The following is a 15230-nucleotide window of genomic DNA, read 5'->3' as shown; positions in this document are numbered from 1 at the left end:
AGCGAATTCGCACCCGCCTCTGAACGCCCAGTTTCACGCAAGTGGAAACAGGCGCCACGGGTCGGGCGCAGCGAAAGCGGCTCTCGCGTCTTGGCTGGTGCAAACCAGGCGGGGCGAGGGGCTTGTTTAGTTAGGGTGGGAGACGCTCTCGCGCGACGACCCTTCGGTCCAAACGTGCTAGACCAATCAGGAACTGGCGACAGATGCTCGACAACAAACGAAAGATCCCTTTCATCGCTCTCCTCGGTGCTGTTGCGCTGATGACGAGCGTGCCGGCGTTCGCGCAGGAAGCCGCCGCTCCGGCCGCGCCCGCCGCCGCCGACGCTGTAGCAGCCGCTCCGGCTGCTGACGCCGCGGCCACCGCCGCTGCTCCTGCCGCCGACGCCGCCGCTCCTGCGGCTGACGTCGCCCCGGCCACCATCGAACATGCCGGTCAGCTGACCGTCATCCAGATGTTCATGGACGCCCAACCGGTCGTTAAGGTCGTCATGATCGGCCTGGTCCTGGCCTCGATCCTCTCTTGGACCCTGCTGGTCACCAAGCTTGTCGAATTCGGCTCGCTGAACAAATCCTCGGACCGCTTCGTCGAAGCTTTCCGTGGAGCCAAGTCGGTTAACGACATGGGCCGTATCGCGCTCTCGGACGAATTCGAAGGCAACCCGCTGGCCGATATGGCCGCCGCGGCTGCTCAAGAAATCGAACTGTCGCGTCAAGCGGGCCTCGCCGTTAACGGCGCTCACCGTGAAACCACGCTGCACCGGGCTGAAATGGCCGTTGGTGCGGTTCAAGCGAACCTTGGTAAGCGTCTGTCCAGCGGCATGCAGTTCCTGGCCTCTGTCGGTTCGTCCGGTCCGTTCATCGGTCTGTTCGGTACCGTTTACGGGATCATGAACTCCTTCATCGGCATTGCGAACACCAACACGACCAACCTGGCCGTCGTCGCCCCCGGCATCGCCGAAGCGCTTCTCGCCACCGGTATCGGTCTGTTCGCCGCTATCCCCGCGGTTATCTTCTACAACTACTTCCAGACCCGTATCTCCGCTTACGGTGCGCGTACGGAAGGCTTCGTTGCTGAACTGATGAACGCCATTTCCCGGCAGCTCGACAAAGGGGCCTAACCGACATGGGAGCCAAACTCTCAGGTTCTGGGGGTGGCCGGTATGCGGTAGACGCGAACAGCGAAATCAACGTTACGCCCTTCGTGGACGTTATGTTGGTCCTCCTGATCATCTTCATGGTCGCGGCGCCAATGGCCGCCGTGACTGTGGAAGTTGCTCTTCCCCCCGCGATCGCTAAACCCTCTACGAACCCTCCTAAGCCGGTCTACATCAGCATTCAGGCGGGTGGCAGCATCTATCTTGGTGACACCCCCACGGACGTTGCTGATCTCGGTAACGAACTGCGCAGCACGATCGGGCAACGTAATCCGGAGAAAGAACGCATCTTCATTCGCGCCGATAAAGACGTCCTCTATGGGGACTTCATGGGTGTGATGAACATGCTTCAGGACAACGGTTTCTACAGCGTGGCCCTAATCGGCGAAGACAAGAACTAGAGGGGGGTGACGAATGGCTGAAACCACCGACACTACCCAGGAAGAGCACCACGAGCGGAGCGTCTTCGACGAGCCGAAGAAGAAGCGTAATGTTGGCGTTACTGTCGCCATCGTTGGCTCCATCGTCGTGCACGCCGCTCTTGGTTACTATCTGTACAAGTCCAAGTTCGAGCCGACGTACAAGGAGTACTCGGATGACGTGACGGACGTGGCGATTATCAAGCCCGCTCCGCCGCCTCCTCCGCCGCCTCCGCCTCCGCCGCCGAACACCCCGCCACCTCCGCCGCCGAAGCTGCAACCGCGGCCTCCGGTGAATGTGCCGGCGGACATGCCGACGATCCCCCCTCTGCCGGTTCCGCCGGTTGAGAAGCGGATCGAGACTCCGGAACCGCCGAAGGCTGCGCCTCCGGCTCCTCCGCGTCCCTCGGTCATCACGAACCCCGATTGGGCTCGTCGACCTTCGGGCGAGGACATCGCGCGGTACTATCCTGACCGTGCGATGCGGATGAACATCGAAGGCCGAGCGACGCTCAGCTGCCAGGTGACGGCGAAGGGAAGCCTCGAAAGCTGCGAAGTGGTTTCCGAGGATCCTGCGGACCAAGACTTCGGGTCTGCGGCCATTCGGTTGAGCAAGCTCTTCCGTATGCGTCCCAAGACCCAGGACGGCGCGCCCGTCGAAGGCGGCACTGTGCGGATCCCGATCCGCTTCGTGCTTCCGAAGGGCTAACGGCTCCAAGCCGCTAGCGTCGACTACAAGAATGAGCCCCGGCGGTGCGAACCCCCGGGGCTTTTTCGTGGCCGCTGTTTTTTCTTGGAAAGATCACTTGGTCGCACGCAGCAGCGCTTGATTGGTCCGCCGACCGCGACTAGAAGGGCGCCTCGCGACACGCCGCCTTAGCTCAGTTGGTTAGAGCGCTAGATTGTGGATCTAGAGGTCCTCGGTTCGAACCCGAGAGGTGGTACCATCGCGAAGAACCCCGTTTCCGGGGCTCCTCAAATTTCTCCTACATGCTGAGATTCAACAGGGCCGGATCGCCGCCCTGGGCGGTGATGTTGACGCTGATGGCGCGTTCGATCGCGTAGCGCGACAACGAGTTTGGGCCGCCCGCTTTTGGGCCGGTGCCGGAGAGGCCTTCGCCACCGAACGGCTGGACGCCGACCACGGCGCCGATGATTGAACGGTTCACATAGACGTTTCCCGCCGGGACCAGGCTGCGTACCTCGGTCGCGAAGGCGTCGATGCGCGAGTGGACGCCCAAGGTGAGGCCATAGCCTAGGGCCGCGAGCTCACCGGCGACTTTCGCGAGTTCAGACGGCTCGTAGCGCACGACGTGCAGGATGGGGCCGAACACCTCACGCTCCAGGAAATTCGCCGCTGGGATCTCGGCGAGCATCGGTGCGAAGAAGGTTCCGTCGATCGGCGTGTGCAGCCGGTGCAGGATCTTGGCGTCTTTCTCCAGACGTACCGCGTGGGCGGCCAGAGCGTTGCGGGCTTCATCGTCGATCACGGGCCCGACGTCCGTCGCGGGGTCGGCAGGATCGCCGATGACCAAGGCGTCCATGGCGCCCTTCAGGCATTCGATCAGCGTGTCGGCGGTGTCACTCGGCAGGAACAGGAGCCGCAGAGCCGAGCAGCGTTGACCGGCCGAGCCGAAGGCCGAGAGCACGACATCGTCCACCACCTGCTCTTTGAGGGCCGTGGTGTCGACGAACATGCCATTCAGGCCGCCGGTCTCGGCGATGAAGGGGATGATGGGGCCAGGCCGGGCGGCGAGGGCCTGATTGATGCGCCGGGCGGTGTCCGTGCCGCCGGTGAAGGCGACGCCGTCGCAGCCCGGGTGGACCGTCAACGCCGCCCCGACGCTTTCGCCCTGGCCTGGCGTGAGAGCCAGCAGTGCGGGCGGCAGGCCGGCCTCGTGGAACAGGGCCACGGCCTCGGCGGCGATCAGCGGGGTCTGCTCGGCGGGCTTGGCGATGACGGCGTTGCCGGCGGCGAGCGCCGCGGCGACCTGGCCAGTGAAGATGGCCAGAGGAAAGTTCCACGGGCTGATGCAGACGAAAACGCCGCGGCCGTGTAGTTCCAGGCTGTTGGTCTCGCCGACCGGCCCCTTGAGCGTCTCAGGGCTGGCAAACCGTGTCTGCGCCAGGTGGGCGTAGTAGCGGCAGAAGTCGATCGCCTCGCGGACCTCGGCGACGCCGTCGGCCAGGGTCTTGCCGGCCTCACGGGTACAAATGGCGATCAGCCGGTCCATATTGGCCTCGAGGGCCGCCCCCATCCGGCGCAGCACCTCGGCGCGCCGGTAGCCGCCGATGGCGTCCCAGGCCGGTTGAGCGGCGCGGGCGGCTGCGAAGGCTGCGTCGATGTCGGCGGCGGAGGCCTCGGTGGCGTGGCCGACTACGACGCTGCTGTCGGTGGGGCTGCGAACCGCCCGCAGATCGACACCCTGACGCAGGGCGCCGCCGATTAGAGGACCTGAGGCCAACGGCTGGAGCGCGCGGGCGGCATGGTGCAGGCGTGCGGCCTCGTCGGGGATAGAGAGATCCACGCCCATCGAGTTCTTGCGCTCGGCGCCGTAGATGTCGGCAGGGCGGGGGATTTTCGGATGCGGCCCGGCGCCGGCCTTCTCGACTGCGGTGATCGGGTCGATCACGACGTCTTCAGCCGGCACGCGCTCGTCCAGCAGGGCGTGGACGAAGGAGGTGTTGGCCCCGTTCTCTAGCAGGCGGCGAACGAGATAGGGCAGCAGGTCTTCATGACCGCCAACTGGAGCGTAGGTACGCACCACGGCGCCGGCCCGCAGGTCAGCCGCGGCGCGATAGAGCGCTTCGCCCATGCCGTGCAGACGCTGGAACTCGATCCGCACGCCGGACTGCTTGGCCATGGCGTGGACGGCGGTCAGGGTGTGGGCGTTGTGGGTGGCGAACTGGGCGTAGATGTGGGGACTGGCGGCGATCAGTTCGCGCGCGCAGACCAGATAGGAAAGATCGGTGGCCGCCTTAGTGGTGAAGACCGGATAGTCGGGGCGGCCGTTCACCTGGGCGCGCTTGATCTCCGAATCCCAATAGGCGCCCTTCACCAGCCGCACCATCAGGCGGCGGCCGCTGTCCTTGGCGATCTCGGCGACCCGAGCGACAGCCAGCGCGCCGCGCTTCTGATAGGCCTGGACGGCGAGGCCAAGACCTTTCCAGTCGCCGAGTTCCGTCTCGCGGGCGAGGCGATCAAGCAGTTTCAGCGACAAGGTCAGCCGGTCAGCTTCTTCGGCGTCGATGGTGAAGTTGATGTCGTGACGGGCGGCGATCAGGGCCAGGCGTTTGATGCGTGGATAGAGCTCGGTCCAGACGCGGGCCTCATGAGTGGCCTCATAGCGCGGGCAGAGCGCCGACAGCTTGACCGAAACGCCGTGGCCGGATTCCGGGCCAGCGCCCTTGGAGCCGTTGCCGACCGCTTCCAGGGCGTCGGCGTAGGAGCGCTCATAGCGAGCCGCGTCGGCCGCGGTGCGGGCGCCTTCGCCCAGCATGTCGAACGAGCAAACTTGGCCTTCCTTGGCGGCGCGCTTCAGGGCGCCTTGGATGGTGCGGCCGAGCACGAACTGCTCGCCCATGATGCCGATCGCCTGAGCGACGGCCCTGCGCACCACCGGCTCGCCGATCCGTTCCACCAGTCCGCGCAGGAAGCCGGGAGGGTCGCTGCGTTCTTGGTCGTCGACCTCGACCAACTTGCCGGTCAGCATCAGGCCCCAGGTCGAGGCGTTGACGAACAGGCTGTCGGATTGGCCAAGGTGGCTGGCCCAATCGGCGCCGCCGATCTTCTCGGCGATCAGCCGGTCGCGGGTGTCCTGGTCGGGAGTGCGCAGCAGGGCTTCGGCCAGGCACATCAGGGCCAAACCTTCGCGGGTGCTCAGGCTGAACTCCTGGAGGAAGCTCTCGACCACGCCTTGCCGCTTGGCCGACTGGCGCGCGGTCCGCACCAGATCGACGGCCTGGGCCCGCACGCTCGCCCGCTGTTCGGGCGACAGCGGGCGGGCGGCCAGCAAGGCGGTGACCGCTTCGGTCTCGTCACGATACTTGGCGGATGGGTCGTCGAGAGCGGTCCAGGAAGTCATGACGAGGCCTTGAAAGAATGGAATTTCTATCGTCCGGCGTAGCTCTTATGATGGCGGATGTCCTACGGACCTATGGGGCTTTGGGCGCACCGAAATTAGAGAAGCTGACAATATGCCGGATAATGTGCAGCTTGATGACACCGATCGGCGGCTTTTGCGGGTGCTGCAGCGCGATGGCCGGATCAGCAACCTCGACCTGGCCCAGCAGTGCAATCTGTCGGCCTCGGCCTGTTCTGATCGGGTGCGCCGCCTGCGCGAGCGCGGCGTGATCACCGGCTTTGCCGCCATCCTCGATCCCAAGGCCATCGACCGCGCGCTCCTGATCTTTGTCGAGGTTCAACTCGACCGCACCACAGGGGACACCTTCACCGAGTTCGCCAACGCCGCGCAGCGTACGCCCGAAATCCTCGAATGCCACATGGTGGCAGGCGGCTTCGACTATCTGATCAAGGCGCGCGTCAGCGACATGGAGGCCTATCGGCGCTTCCTGGGTGAGGTGCTGGTGGCGATGCCCGGCGTGCGTGAGACGCGGACCTATGCGGTGCTGGAAGAGGTGAAGTCGGTCACCGAGTTGCCAGTCTAGGGGAATAGAGGCGTTCCCCTCCTTCGGGAGAGGAAGAGACTGAAATTAGTAGCCAGCATCCGGCGAGACCAGGCCTTCGACCGGCTCGCCGGCGCGGAAGCGGGCGATGTTGGCCGCGATGCGCTGCGATGCGCTGACCGGATCGGTGATCGCCGCCACATGGGGCAGAACGGTAATGGCGGGGTCGCTCCAGAACGGATGGCTGGCGGGTAGGGGCTCGGTCTCAAAGACGTCGAGCACCGCGTGGGAAATCTGGCCGCTGGCCAAGGCCTCGATCAGGTCCGCCTCGACCAGATGACCGCCGCGCCCGACATTGATCACCGCCGCGCCGGGCTTCATACGGGCAAAGGTCTCGCGGCCGAGAATGCCTTGGGTTTGGGCCGTCAGCGGCAGCAGGTTGACGACGATGTCGCTGCCGGCGAGCAGGTCGCCCAAGTCGCCGTGACTGCGGCTCCAGGCGCTGACCTTGAAGCCGAGCTTCTCGAGCAGAGCCGCGCTGGCACGCGCCATCTCACCAAAGCCCAGCAGGCCGATCTGGCGCTCACTGGCGGGGATTTGCGGAAGTTGTCGCCAGATCGCCTGGGTCTGTTGCGCCCGGTAGGCGGGTGATTGGCGGTGTAGCGCCAGCACATGGGCGGCGACCGCCTCGGCCATCTGCGTGGCAAGGCTCGGATCGATCAGGCGCGCCAGCGCAACTTGGCGGGGCAGCAGCGGGTCGCCCAACAGGCCGTCGACCCCCGCCCAGGCGCTCTGAATGAAGGCAAGTTTGGGGAGCTTGGCCAGATCGCCGGGGGCGGGCGCGGCCACAACCGCGAGCTCGGCGTCCGGGGCGAGCCCGAGTACGATGTCATCGCTCGGAAGCGCCGCGCGCAAGGCCGCCAGCCATCGTTTGGCGTCGTCGTTGGGCAGACGGGTGAGGAAGGCGATGGTCATGCCCTTTCAAATAGCATCCAAGGCCGCGCTTGCGCGCGCCCGGTTTTCGGCGTGACCTTCGGCCATGAAGCTCAATTCCGAAGACACTACGATCCTTGATCGGCTGGCTGGAGAAGAGGCCGAAATCCTTGGCCGCGCTGTCGATTGGTGCGCCATCGCGTCCGGCAGCCGCAACCTGGCGGGACTCGAGGCCCAGCGCGCCGTCCTGGAGGACCTGCTGGGCGACCTGCCTGGACAGGTGGACAGCATCCCTCTGGCCGACAGTCACGAGGTGGCCGCCGACGGTGAGTTGAGGGCTCAACACCACACGCCCGCCTTGCGCCTGACCGTGCGCCCGGAGGCGCCGGTCCAGGTGATCCTCACCGGCCATTATGACACCGTCTACCCGGCTGAGAGCGGCTTTACCCGCGTGATCTCACGGGCTGATGGCGCCCTTAACGGGCCGGGGATCGCCGACATGAAGGGCGGGATCAGCGTGATGTTGGCCGCCTTGCGGGCCATTGAGGCGCATCCGGCCCAGGCCAATCTTGGCTACCGGGTGCTGCTCTCGCCAGACGAGGAGATCGGGTCGCTGGCCTCCGGGCCGCTGCTGGCGGAACTGGCGGGGCAGGGACATGTCGGCCTGACCTATGAACCGGCCATGGCCGGCGGGGCGCTGGCCGCCGAGCGGAAGGGCTCGGGCAATTTCCATGTCGTCGTGCGGGGGCGCGCGGCGCATGCCGGCCGCGAATTCGCCAAGGGCCGCAACGCCGTCGCCGCCGCCGCCGACCTGGCCGTGCGGCTGGTCGCGGCCAACGATCAGCGCGAGGGCGTGACCCTCAACGTCGCGCGGATCGATGGCGGCGGGCCGCTGAACGTCGTGCCTGATCGCGCCGTGCTGCGGTTCAATATTCGGTCGCCTGACGCCGCGGCCGCCGATTGGGCGCTGGCCTTCGTCCAGCAGGCTGTGGCGGCGACCACGGCCGAGGGGATCGAGGCGCATCTGCATGGCGGCTTCACCCGGCCGGCCAAGCCCTTCAACGCCGCGCAGCAGACCTTGTTTGGCGCGGTGAAGCAGGCTGGCGCGCTGCTGGGCCAGGAGATCACCTGGGGGTCGTCGGGCGGGGTTTGCGAGGGCAACAATCTGTTCGCCGCCGGCCTGCCCAATGTCGATACGCTCGGCGTGAGGGGCGGGGACATCCATAGCGAAGCCGAGCATGCGTGGCCTGAGAGCTTCGTGGAGCGGGCCCAGCTCTCAGCCTTGATCCTCGCCAAGCTCGCCACCGGCGAGATCCCGGCGACGAAGATCAAGGAGGCGATGAGCTAACCTCTCCTCAAGCGGAGAGGGGCTAGCGCCCCGTGGTCACCGGCGTACCCCGATAAGGCTTGGCGTCCTTCATCAAGATGTGGGACGCGATCTTGTCGACGCCGAGGCCCTCTTGCAGCAGGCGGTCGGCCAGCGCCCCCCACGCGCGGACGTCGTGCGTCACCACCTTGATCAGATAGTCGAAGGGCCCGGAAACCTGGGCGGCCTCGACCACCTCGGGGATATCGGACAGCACGGCCTCGAAGGCGGCCATATCGGCCGGGCGGTGGCTCTTCAGCGTCACCTCGCCATAGATGGTCACGGTCGGCCGGATGCGCTCGATGTCCAGGCGGGCGTGATATCCCAGGATCAGGCCGTCGGCCTCCAGCCGCCGCACGCGCGCCAGGCAGGCGCTGGGTGAGAGCGCGACCTGCTCGGCCAATGCCTGGTTCGTGATCCGGCCATCAGCCTGCAAAATCGCCAGGATTCGCAGGTCCAGCCGATCGAGCGCAGAATATCCGTCCAAGGTCATATCTCGCCGCATCTTCTGCGGCGGAGGGTGTCGTCTTCCGCCGCCTGTTTCGTGAAATCCCTATCACACTAGGGTTCCTAGGCTTCGATCATTCTGCGGAGGATGTCATGATCGCCATCGGCGTCGTCGTCCGGCCGGCCGGACTTCACGATCTGGAAGCGTTGCACGCGCTCGCGCTCACCGCGGGGCTCGGCATGACCAATCTGCCCCCTTGCCGCGAGCGCCTGAGCGCCTTGCTCGCCGCCAGCGTCGCGGCCTTGGCCGGTGAGCGCAAGGCCGGCAGCCAGATCCTGCTGGTGATGGAGGCTGCTGGCGAGGTGGTCGGCACCGGTTGCATCTTCCCGAGCGTCGGCGGCGACTGGCCGTTCTACTCCTACCGGATCGGGCGTCTGCGGCAGACCTCCCAAGCCCTGGGGAAGGTGGTCGAGAACACCCTCCTAACCCCGGTGAACGACTATGACGGCTCGGCTGAGGTCGGCGGGCTGTTCGTGCGGCCGGGGCTACGCGGGATTGCTGGCGGCCGGCTAATGGCGCGCAGCCGCTATCTGTTCATGGCGCAGCACCGCGACTGGTTTGGCGAGCGCGTGGTGTCGGAGCTGCGTGGCTACCAGGACGTCGATGGCCGTTCGCCGTTCTGGGAGGCGGTTGGCCGCAAGTTCTACGGCCTGGAGTTCAAGGAGGCCGACCGGATCAGCGTCGGCGCCGGCAAGCAGGTGATCGCCGACCTTGGCCCGAAGTATCCGATCTATCTCAACCTGCTGCCGACCGACGCCGCGCTCGCGGTGGGCCAATGCCATCCCGACGGGGCTCGCGCCCACGCCCTGCTGAGCGAGGAGGGGTTCAAGTTCGAAGGCTGCATCGACATCTTCGACGCCGGACCGACCATGGTCGCCGACATAGACAGCCTGAGGGCCGTCCGCGACGGCCGGGTCTCGACCGTGACCGATATCGGCCCGTGCGACGGCGATCCCGAGGTGCTGATCAGCACCGGCGAGGCCGAGGCGTTCCGGGCCACGCGCGGCTTCGTCCATTGGGCCGAGGACCAACTGCGGATCAGCCCCGAACTCGCCCAGACCCTAAAGCTTCAGATCGGAGACCGCGTTCGCCATGTCGAATTCTGAGATCGTTTCGACCGACCCCTGCACCGACGAGGTCGTGTGGCGCGGCCCGGCGACATCGGCCACCGAGCTCAGCACGGTCATGGCGCGTGCCCGGCATGGGTTCGGGGCGTGGTCGTCCTTGCCGCTGGAGGAACGTCACCGTATCGGCCGGGCCTTCACCGATTTGGCCAAGGCGCGGCGGGAGGTCATCGCCCGGCTGATCAGCGAGGAAACCGGCAAGCCCTATTGGGAAACCCTGACAGAGGCTGACACGGTCGCCGGCAAGGTCGAGGTCTCGATCCGCGCCCAGGCCGAGCGGGCCGGCGAACGGGTAGGCGAAGCGGCTGGCGCGCGAGCCAGGCTGGCTCATCGACCGCACGGAGTCGTGGCGGTGATCGGGCCGTTCAATTTTCCCATGCACCTGCCGAACGGCCACATCGCTCCGGCGCTGCTGGCCGGCAATTCGGTGGTCTTCAAGCCGAGCGAGAAGACCCCCGCCAGCGGCCTCTATCTGGCCGGGCTGTGGCGTGAGGCCGGCGTGCCGAATGACGTTCTGCAGGTGGTGATCGGCGGCGCCGAGATCGCCCAGGCCCTGGTCGCTCACCCAGACACTGACGGGGTGTTTTTCACCGGCGGGGTGGGGGCGGGCCAAGCGATCCATATGGCCCTGGCCGAGCAACCCCAGAAGATCGTCGCCCTGGAGCTGGGTGGCAACAATCCGCTGGTCGTTTGGGATGTCGCCGACGCCGAGAGCGCCGCGCATCTGATCGTGCAGTCGGCCTATGTATCGGCCGGCCAGAGGTGTTCCTGCGCGCGGCGGCTGATCGTTCCTCAAGGCGTGGCGGGCGAGCGCATCATCGAAGCGCTGGCGGCGCTGATCGACCGCATCAAGGTCGGGGCGCCCTTCGATGAGCCGCAACCGTTCATGGGGCCGGTGATCGACATGGCCAGCGCCTGTGGCCTGCTCCGCGCCCAAGGGCGGCTGGGTGGCCGCCCAATCCGTGAGCTAAAGCCGCTGGCGCCGGATCGTCCCTACCTGACGCCTGGCCTGGTCGACGTCACCGGCGTCGAGGTCGCTGATCGCGAGAACTTCGGGCCGCTGCTCCAGGTCACTCGGGTCGCGGACTGGGAGACGGCCATGACCGTGGCCAACGCCACGCGCTTCGGCCTGGCCGCCGGCTTGATCTCAGATGACGAGGCGCTCTATCGGCGCTTCTGGTCGCAGGCCCGCGCCGGGATCGTCAACTGGAACCGGCCGACCACGGGAGCGGCCGCCACCGCGCCGTTCGGTGGGCCAGGCCTGTCGGGCAATCATCGGCCCAGCGCCTACTACGCGGCCGACTACTGCGCCTATCCGGTCGCGAGCCTGGAGGCTGACAGCGCCAGTTTCCGCATCGCCACGGGGCTGACGGGATGAGCGCGATCGAGATCAATTTCGACGGGTTGCCAGGGCCGACCCACAACTATGCGGGCTTGTCGGTTGGCAATGTCGCCTCGCAGTCCAACTTCGGCGAGGTGTCCTATCCGCGCGCCGCCGCCCGCCAGGGGCTGGCGAAGATGCGCACGGTGATGGAGCTGGGCTTGGTCCAGGGCTTTCTGCCGCCGCCGCTGCGACCGGCCGCCGCCGCCCTGCGGCCGTTCGGGTTCAAAGGCCGTGACGATGACGTCCTGACGGCCGCCGCTTCGGAGGACTTGCCCCTGTTCCGCGCGGCCTGCTCGGCGTCCAGCATGTGGCGGGCCAACGCCGCGAGCGTCCTGGCGGCGCCCGACACCGCTGATGGCCGGGTGCATCTGGTCACCGCCAATCTCGCCGGCATGCTGCACCGGAGCTTCGAGGCCGATGAGACCTTCCAACTCCTGCGCCGCGTGTTCCCCGACGCCGACCGGTTCTGTGTTCACGAACCCTTGCCCTCAGCCCGTCACTTCGGCGACGAGGGCGCGGCCAATCACATGCGGCTCGCGGCCAGCCATGGCGCTCCGGGCCTCAACGTCTTCGTGCACGGCGAACTGCGGGGCGGGAGCTATCCAGAACGTCAGGACCGCCGGGCCAGCGAGGCGGCGGCGCGGCTCGCGGGGCTGGACCGGGCCCGCACGCTCTATGCTTTGCAGAACCAGGCGGCGGTCCAGGCCGGCGCCTTCCACAACGACGTGGTGGTGGTCGCCAACGCCAATGTGCTGCTGGCCCATCCCGAGGCGTTCGCCGACCCCGCGCGGCTCTACGGCGCCCTGCGCGAGCGGCTGCCCAACCTGCATATCGTCGAGACCTTCGGGGTCAGTCTGGCCGACGCGGTGTCGTCCTACCTGTTCAACTCCCAACTGGTGACCCTGCCGGGTGGCGATATGGCCTTGGTCTTGCCGTCGGACGCGCGGGAAGGCGCCGCGGTCTGGAGCGCGGTGGAGGCGGTTGTCGCCGGCGACAATCCGATCAAGCACGCCGTGGTGGTCGATGTGCGCGAGAGCATGCGCAACGGCGGCGGCCCGGCCTGCCTGCGCCTGCGTATTCCGGTCGATGGACCGGCGCTGGCGGGGATCGACCAACGCTTCCTGCTGACCCCGGAGCGTTGGGCGGCGCTGTCGCAAGTGGTGGAAGCCTATTGGCCCGAACGCATCGCCCCGGACGACTTGCTATCGCCGGACCTATGGGCCCAAGCCCGCGCGGCTCATCGCGCCCTTGAAGCGGTGATAGCCTAGAGGGGCAGGGCCCCTACGCCTGGACGGCCGTCGAGCCCTGAGGCGCTGGAGTTTCGACGCGGAGCCGCGCGCTCATCTTGGCGTGCAGACGTCGGATGCAATCGCTGGCGGTCTTCTCGAACCAGAACGGGAAGATTGCGTGGATCAGGCAGGCGATGCCGGTGACAATCATCGTCGCGCCAAAGGCCGCGGCATGGGCCAGATGCTGAGCGTAGCTTTCGCCGATGGCGGTCGGGTGCCGGGTGAACGCGTCGAGCATGGGCCTCTCCTGTAAATCGCTTGAGCCCCAGGATCGCGCGACTGGCCGAGAAAGACGTTGTCGATCTCATCGCAGTTGGATCAGTATGGAGAAAATATTTCTCCATACATGGCGATATGAATGACGAATATTCTCCTGGACCCGATTGATCGGCGAATCCTGCGGGAGTTGCAGGCCGACTCCACCATTCCTGTCGCCGAGTTGGCCGAACGGGTGGGGTTGTCGCAGACCCCCTGCTGGAAGCGGGTCAAGCGCCTGACCGACGAGGGGGTGATCGAGCGCAAGGTGGCGCTGCTGGATCGGGACAAGCTGGATCTCGGCCTCGTGGTTTTCGTCTCGGTTCGCACCAGCCGCCACGACGAGGCCTGGATCGCGGACTTCGCCAAGGGCGCGGCGGCCTTGCCGGAGGTGGTCGAGTTCTATCGACTGGCGGGCGAGGCCGATTACCTGTTGAAGGTGGTGGTTTCCGATATCTCCGCCTACGACCGCTTCTACAAACGCCTGATCGCCACGGCTCCGCTGAACGACGTCTCCTCCGCCTTTGCGATGGAGCAGATCAAGTTCACCACCGCCCTCCCGCTCTGAGACCCGATGAACCTCTACGACCTGCTCTCGTCGCGCTTTCCCGCCGACCGTTCCAAGCCGGCCTTCCTGCTCGCGGACGGGAGCGCGATCTCCTATGGCGAGTTGGAGGACGACGTCGCGCGCACCGCTAGCCTGCTGGTCGAATACGAAGTCGAGCCTGGCGACCGGGTGGCGCTGCAGTCGGAGAAGAGCGTGGCGGCCGTCGCGGTCTATCTGGCGACGTTGAAGGTGGGCGCGGTCTTCCTGCCGCTCAACACCGCCTATACCGAGGCGGAGATCGACTACTTCCTCGATGACGCCGAGCCGGTGCTGTTCGTTGAGGACGCGCAGGCCCTGGTCGCTGATGCGCGGACCCGGCCGCCGCTCGCGCAGACCCTGGTCATGGACGACGATGACCTGGCCTCGATCATCTACACCTCGGGCACCACGGGCCGGTCCAAGGGCGCGATGCTCAGCCACGGGAACCTGGCGGCCAACGCCCAGGCCCTGCATCAGATCTGGGGTTTCACGTCTGAGGATGTGTTGCTGCACGCCCTGCCGATCTTCCATGTCCACGGTCTGTTCGTCGGACTGCACTGCGCCTTCCTGTCGGGCGCGCCGATGGTTTGGTTGCCCAAGTTCGACGACGCCCAGGTGCTCGACGGCTTGTCCAAGGCCACGGTTATGATGGGGGTGCCGACCTTCTACACGCGCCTTTTGGCCAATCGCGGCTTCACCCAAGATCACGCCAGCCACATGCGGCTGTTCATCTCCGGCTCCGCGCCCTTGCTGGAATCGACCTTCGCCGAGTTCGAGGCTCGGACCGGCAAGCGCATCCTGGAACGTTACGGCATGAGCGAGGCGGTGATCATCACCTCCAACCCGCTGGAGGGCGAACGCATCGCCGGCAGCGTCGGTTATCCCCTGCCAGGCGTGGACCTGCGCATCGCCGGCGGCGAGACGGGCGCCATTGAGATCAAGGGACCGAGCGTTTTCGCCGCCTACTGGCGCATGCCGGAGAAGACCGCCGAGGAGTTCACCGCCGATGGCTATTTCGTCACCGGCGACGTCGGCCGCCAAGACGCTGACGGCCGGGTGTGGATCTCCGGCCGGGCCAAGGATCTGATCATCTCGGGCGGGTTCAACGTCTATCCGAAGGAGATCGAACTGATCTTCGACGAACTGCCGGGGGTGAGCGAGAGCGCGGTGATCGGCGTGTCGCATCCTGACTTTGGCGAAGCCGTGGTGGCGGTGGTGATAGGCCAGGGCGACGAAGCTGACCTGATCGCCCAGGCGCGGACCAAGCTCGCGGCCTTCAAGGCGCCCAAGCGGGTGTTCTTCGTCGATGAGCTGCCGCGCAACGCCATGGGCAAGGTCCAGAAGAACCTGCTGCGCGAGCGGTTCGCGGGGACGTTCGGCTAGGGTGAGCGGCCCCTACGGCTGGTAACGACTCGGCGCGACGCCGAGCAGGCGCTTGAACATGGTGGCGTAGGCCGCGGGGCTCTCGTAGCCGAGGTCGAGGGCGATGGCCGTCACTTGGTCGCCGGCCGCCAGCCGGGGCAGGGCGACCAGGACGCAGGCCTGCTGCCGCCATTCGGCGAAGCTCATTCCCGTCTCACGCCGGA

15 protein-coding genes and 1 tRNA gene are annotated in these 15230 nt (G+C 66.6%); 11 read left to right on the top strand and 5 right to left on the bottom strand.

The window, feature by feature from the left end:
* The first annotated feature begins 203 nt into the window (after positions 1-203).
* The 4 genes from exbB to Q7T84_RS12150 all read left to right on the top strand — a co-directional run bounded on the left by exbB (position 204) and on the right by Q7T84_RS12150 (position 2520).
* Positions 204-1118: a tonB-system energizer ExbB gene (gene exbB / locus Q7T84_RS12165; RefSeq protein ID WP_304809177.1), complete on the top strand. Its 915-nt coding sequence runs from the start codon at positions 204-206 to the stop codon at positions 1116-1118.
* Positions 1119-1123: 5 nt separating this feature from the next.
* Positions 1124-1555 (top strand): biopolymer transporter ExbD, encoded by a 432-nt coding sequence (locus Q7T84_RS12160; RefSeq protein WP_304809175.1) that lies wholly within the window; start codon positions 1124-1126, stop codon positions 1553-1555.
* A 13-nt stretch (positions 1556-1568) separates the two neighbouring features.
* A complete protein-coding gene (locus tag Q7T84_RS12155; protein ID WP_304809173.1) occupies positions 1569-2282 on the top strand; it encodes an energy transducer TonB in 714 nt (237 codons plus the stop codon).
* A 161-nt stretch (positions 2283-2443) separates the two neighbouring features.
* Positions 2444-2520: transfer RNA gene (locus tag Q7T84_RS12150), tRNA-His, on the top strand.
* Between the two features lie 39 nt (positions 2521-2559).
* Here Q7T84_RS12150 and putA read toward each other — a convergent pair.
* Positions 2560-5658 carry a bifunctional proline dehydrogenase/L-glutamate gamma-semialdehyde dehydrogenase PutA gene (putA, locus tag Q7T84_RS12145; protein ID WP_304809171.1) on the bottom strand — a complete coding sequence of 1033 codons (3099 nt, stop codon included), beginning with the start codon at positions 5656-5658 and terminating at the stop codon, positions 2560-2562.
* A 112-nt stretch (positions 5659-5770) separates the two neighbouring features.
* On the opposite strand from putA, the gene Q7T84_RS12140 reads away from it, so the two are divergent.
* Positions 5771-6241 (top strand): Lrp/AsnC ligand binding domain-containing protein, encoded by a 471-nt coding sequence (locus Q7T84_RS12140; RefSeq protein WP_304809166.1) that lies wholly within the window; start codon positions 5771-5773, stop codon positions 6239-6241.
* A 45-nt stretch (positions 6242-6286) separates the two neighbouring features.
* Here the strand turns inward: Q7T84_RS12140 and Q7T84_RS12135 are convergent, their stop codons facing one another.
* The gene (locus tag Q7T84_RS12135) at positions 6287-7174 is read right to left on the bottom strand and encodes a glyoxylate/hydroxypyruvate reductase A (protein WP_304809163.1); all 888 of its coding nucleotides are present in this window, start codon (positions 7172-7174) and stop codon (positions 6287-6289) included.
* Between the two features lie 64 nt (positions 7175-7238).
* Here Q7T84_RS12135 and Q7T84_RS12130 point away from each other — a divergent pair, with 64 nt between their 5' ends.
* Positions 7239-8480 carry a hydrolase gene (locus Q7T84_RS12130; protein ID WP_304809160.1) on the top strand — a complete coding sequence of 414 codons (1242 nt, stop codon included), beginning with the start codon at positions 7239-7241 and terminating at the stop codon, positions 8478-8480.
* Positions 8481-8502: 22 nt separating this feature from the next.
* Here the strand turns inward: Q7T84_RS12130 and Q7T84_RS12125 are convergent, their stop codons facing one another.
* On the bottom strand, positions 8503-8991 hold the full coding sequence (locus Q7T84_RS12125) for an Lrp/AsnC family transcriptional regulator (protein WP_304809158.1): 489 nt from the start codon (positions 8989-8991) through the stop codon (positions 8503-8505).
* 107 nt (positions 8992-9098) lie between these two features.
* Here Q7T84_RS12125 and Q7T84_RS12120 point away from each other — a divergent pair, with 107 nt between their 5' ends.
* Genes Q7T84_RS12120 through Q7T84_RS12110 form a run of 3 tightly spaced genes read left to right on the top strand, consistent with a single transcriptional unit; the run spans position 9099 to position 12782 of the window.
* Positions 9099-10112 (top strand): arginine N-succinyltransferase, encoded by a 1014-nt coding sequence (locus tag Q7T84_RS12120; RefSeq protein ID WP_304809155.1) that lies wholly within the window; start codon positions 9099-9101, stop codon positions 10110-10112.
* Complete coding sequence (gene astD, locus Q7T84_RS12115; protein WP_304809152.1) at positions 10099-11508, top strand: succinylglutamate-semialdehyde dehydrogenase; 1410 nt, start codon at positions 10099-10101, stop codon at positions 11506-11508. The genes Q7T84_RS12120 and astD overlap by 14 nt, the downstream gene beginning before the upstream one ends.
* The gene (locus Q7T84_RS12110) at positions 11505-12782 is read left to right on the top strand and encodes an N-succinylarginine dihydrolase (RefSeq protein WP_304809148.1); all 1278 of its coding nucleotides are present in this window, start codon (positions 11505-11507) and stop codon (positions 12780-12782) included. Before astD ends, Q7T84_RS12110 begins: the two co-directional genes overlap by 4 nt.
* 13 nt (positions 12783-12795) lie before the next feature.
* Here the strand turns inward: Q7T84_RS12110 and Q7T84_RS12105 are convergent, their stop codons facing one another.
* Complete coding sequence (locus Q7T84_RS12105) at positions 12796-13041, bottom strand: DUF6356 family protein (protein WP_304809146.1); 246 nt, start codon at positions 13039-13041, stop codon at positions 12796-12798.
* A 120-nt stretch (positions 13042-13161) separates the two neighbouring features.
* Between Q7T84_RS12105 and Q7T84_RS12100 the strand changes: the two genes are divergently transcribed.
* Positions 13162-13626, top strand: coding sequence for an Lrp/AsnC family transcriptional regulator (locus Q7T84_RS12100; protein WP_304809144.1), 465 nt, complete (start codon positions 13162-13164; stop codon positions 13624-13626).
* A gap of 6 nt (positions 13627-13632) precedes the next feature.
* A complete protein-coding gene (locus tag Q7T84_RS12095; protein ID WP_304809141.1) occupies positions 13633-15027 on the top strand; it encodes an AMP-binding protein in 1395 nt (464 codons plus the stop codon).
* Between the two features lie 12 nt (positions 15028-15039).
* On the opposite strand, the gene Q7T84_RS12090 is transcribed toward Q7T84_RS12095, so the two are convergent.
* Positions 15040-15230, bottom strand: a 191-nt coding sequence (locus tag Q7T84_RS12090) for an AraC family transcriptional regulator (protein ID WP_304809138.1), incomplete at its 5' end; no start/stop codon positions are given.

Source organism: Phenylobacterium sp. (genome assembly GCF_030654915.1).
Taxonomy (GTDB): domain Bacteria; phylum Pseudomonadota; class Alphaproteobacteria; order Caulobacterales; family Caulobacteraceae; genus Phenylobacterium.
This window is presented reverse-complemented; position numbering and strand designations above follow the sequence as displayed.

Coding starts and splice junctions, on each gene's coding strand:
- Q7T84_RS12130 (WP_304809160.1), top strand. CDS start 7,239: ATGAAGCTCAATTCCGAAGACACTACGATCCTTGATCGGCTGGCTGGA.
- Q7T84_RS12155 (WP_304809173.1), top strand. CDS start 1,569: ATGGCTGAAACCACCGACACTACCCAGGAAGAGCACCACGAGCGGAGC.
- Q7T84_RS12160 (WP_304809175.1), top strand. CDS start 1,124: ATGGGAGCCAAACTCTCAGGTTCTGGGGGTGGCCGGTATGCGGTAGAC.
- Q7T84_RS12140 (WP_304809166.1), top strand. CDS start 5,771: ATGCCGGATAATGTGCAGCTTGATGACACCGATCGGCGGCTTTTGCGG.
- Q7T84_RS12135 (WP_304809163.1), bottom strand. CDS start 7,174: ATGACCATCGCCTTCCTCACCCGTCTGCCCAACGACGACGCCAAACGA.
- Q7T84_RS12095 (WP_304809141.1), top strand. CDS start 13,633: ATGAACCTCTACGACCTGCTCTCGTCGCGCTTTCCCGCCGACCGTTCC.
- putA (WP_304809171.1), bottom strand. CDS start 5,658: ATGACTTCCTGGACCGCTCTCGACGACCCATCCGCCAAGTATCGTGAC.
- Q7T84_RS12110 (WP_304809148.1), top strand. CDS start 11,505: ATGAGCGCGATCGAGATCAATTTCGACGGGTTGCCAGGGCCGACCCAC.
- Q7T84_RS12100 (WP_304809144.1), top strand. CDS start 13,162: ATGACGAATATTCTCCTGGACCCGATTGATCGGCGAATCCTGCGGGAG.
- astD (WP_304809152.1), top strand. CDS start 10,099: ATGTCGAATTCTGAGATCGTTTCGACCGACCCCTGCACCGACGAGGTC.
- Q7T84_RS12125 (WP_304809158.1), bottom strand. CDS start 8,991: ATGACCTTGGACGGATATTCTGCGCTCGATCGGCTGGACCTGCGAATC.
- exbB (WP_304809177.1), top strand. CDS start 204: ATGCTCGACAACAAACGAAAGATCCCTTTCATCGCTCTCCTCGGTGCT.
- Q7T84_RS12105 (WP_304809146.1), bottom strand. CDS start 13,041: ATGCTCGACGCGTTCACCCGGCACCCGACCGCCATCGGCGAAAGCTAC.
- Q7T84_RS12120 (WP_304809155.1), top strand. CDS start 9,099: ATGATCGCCATCGGCGTCGTCGTCCGGCCGGCCGGACTTCACGATCTG.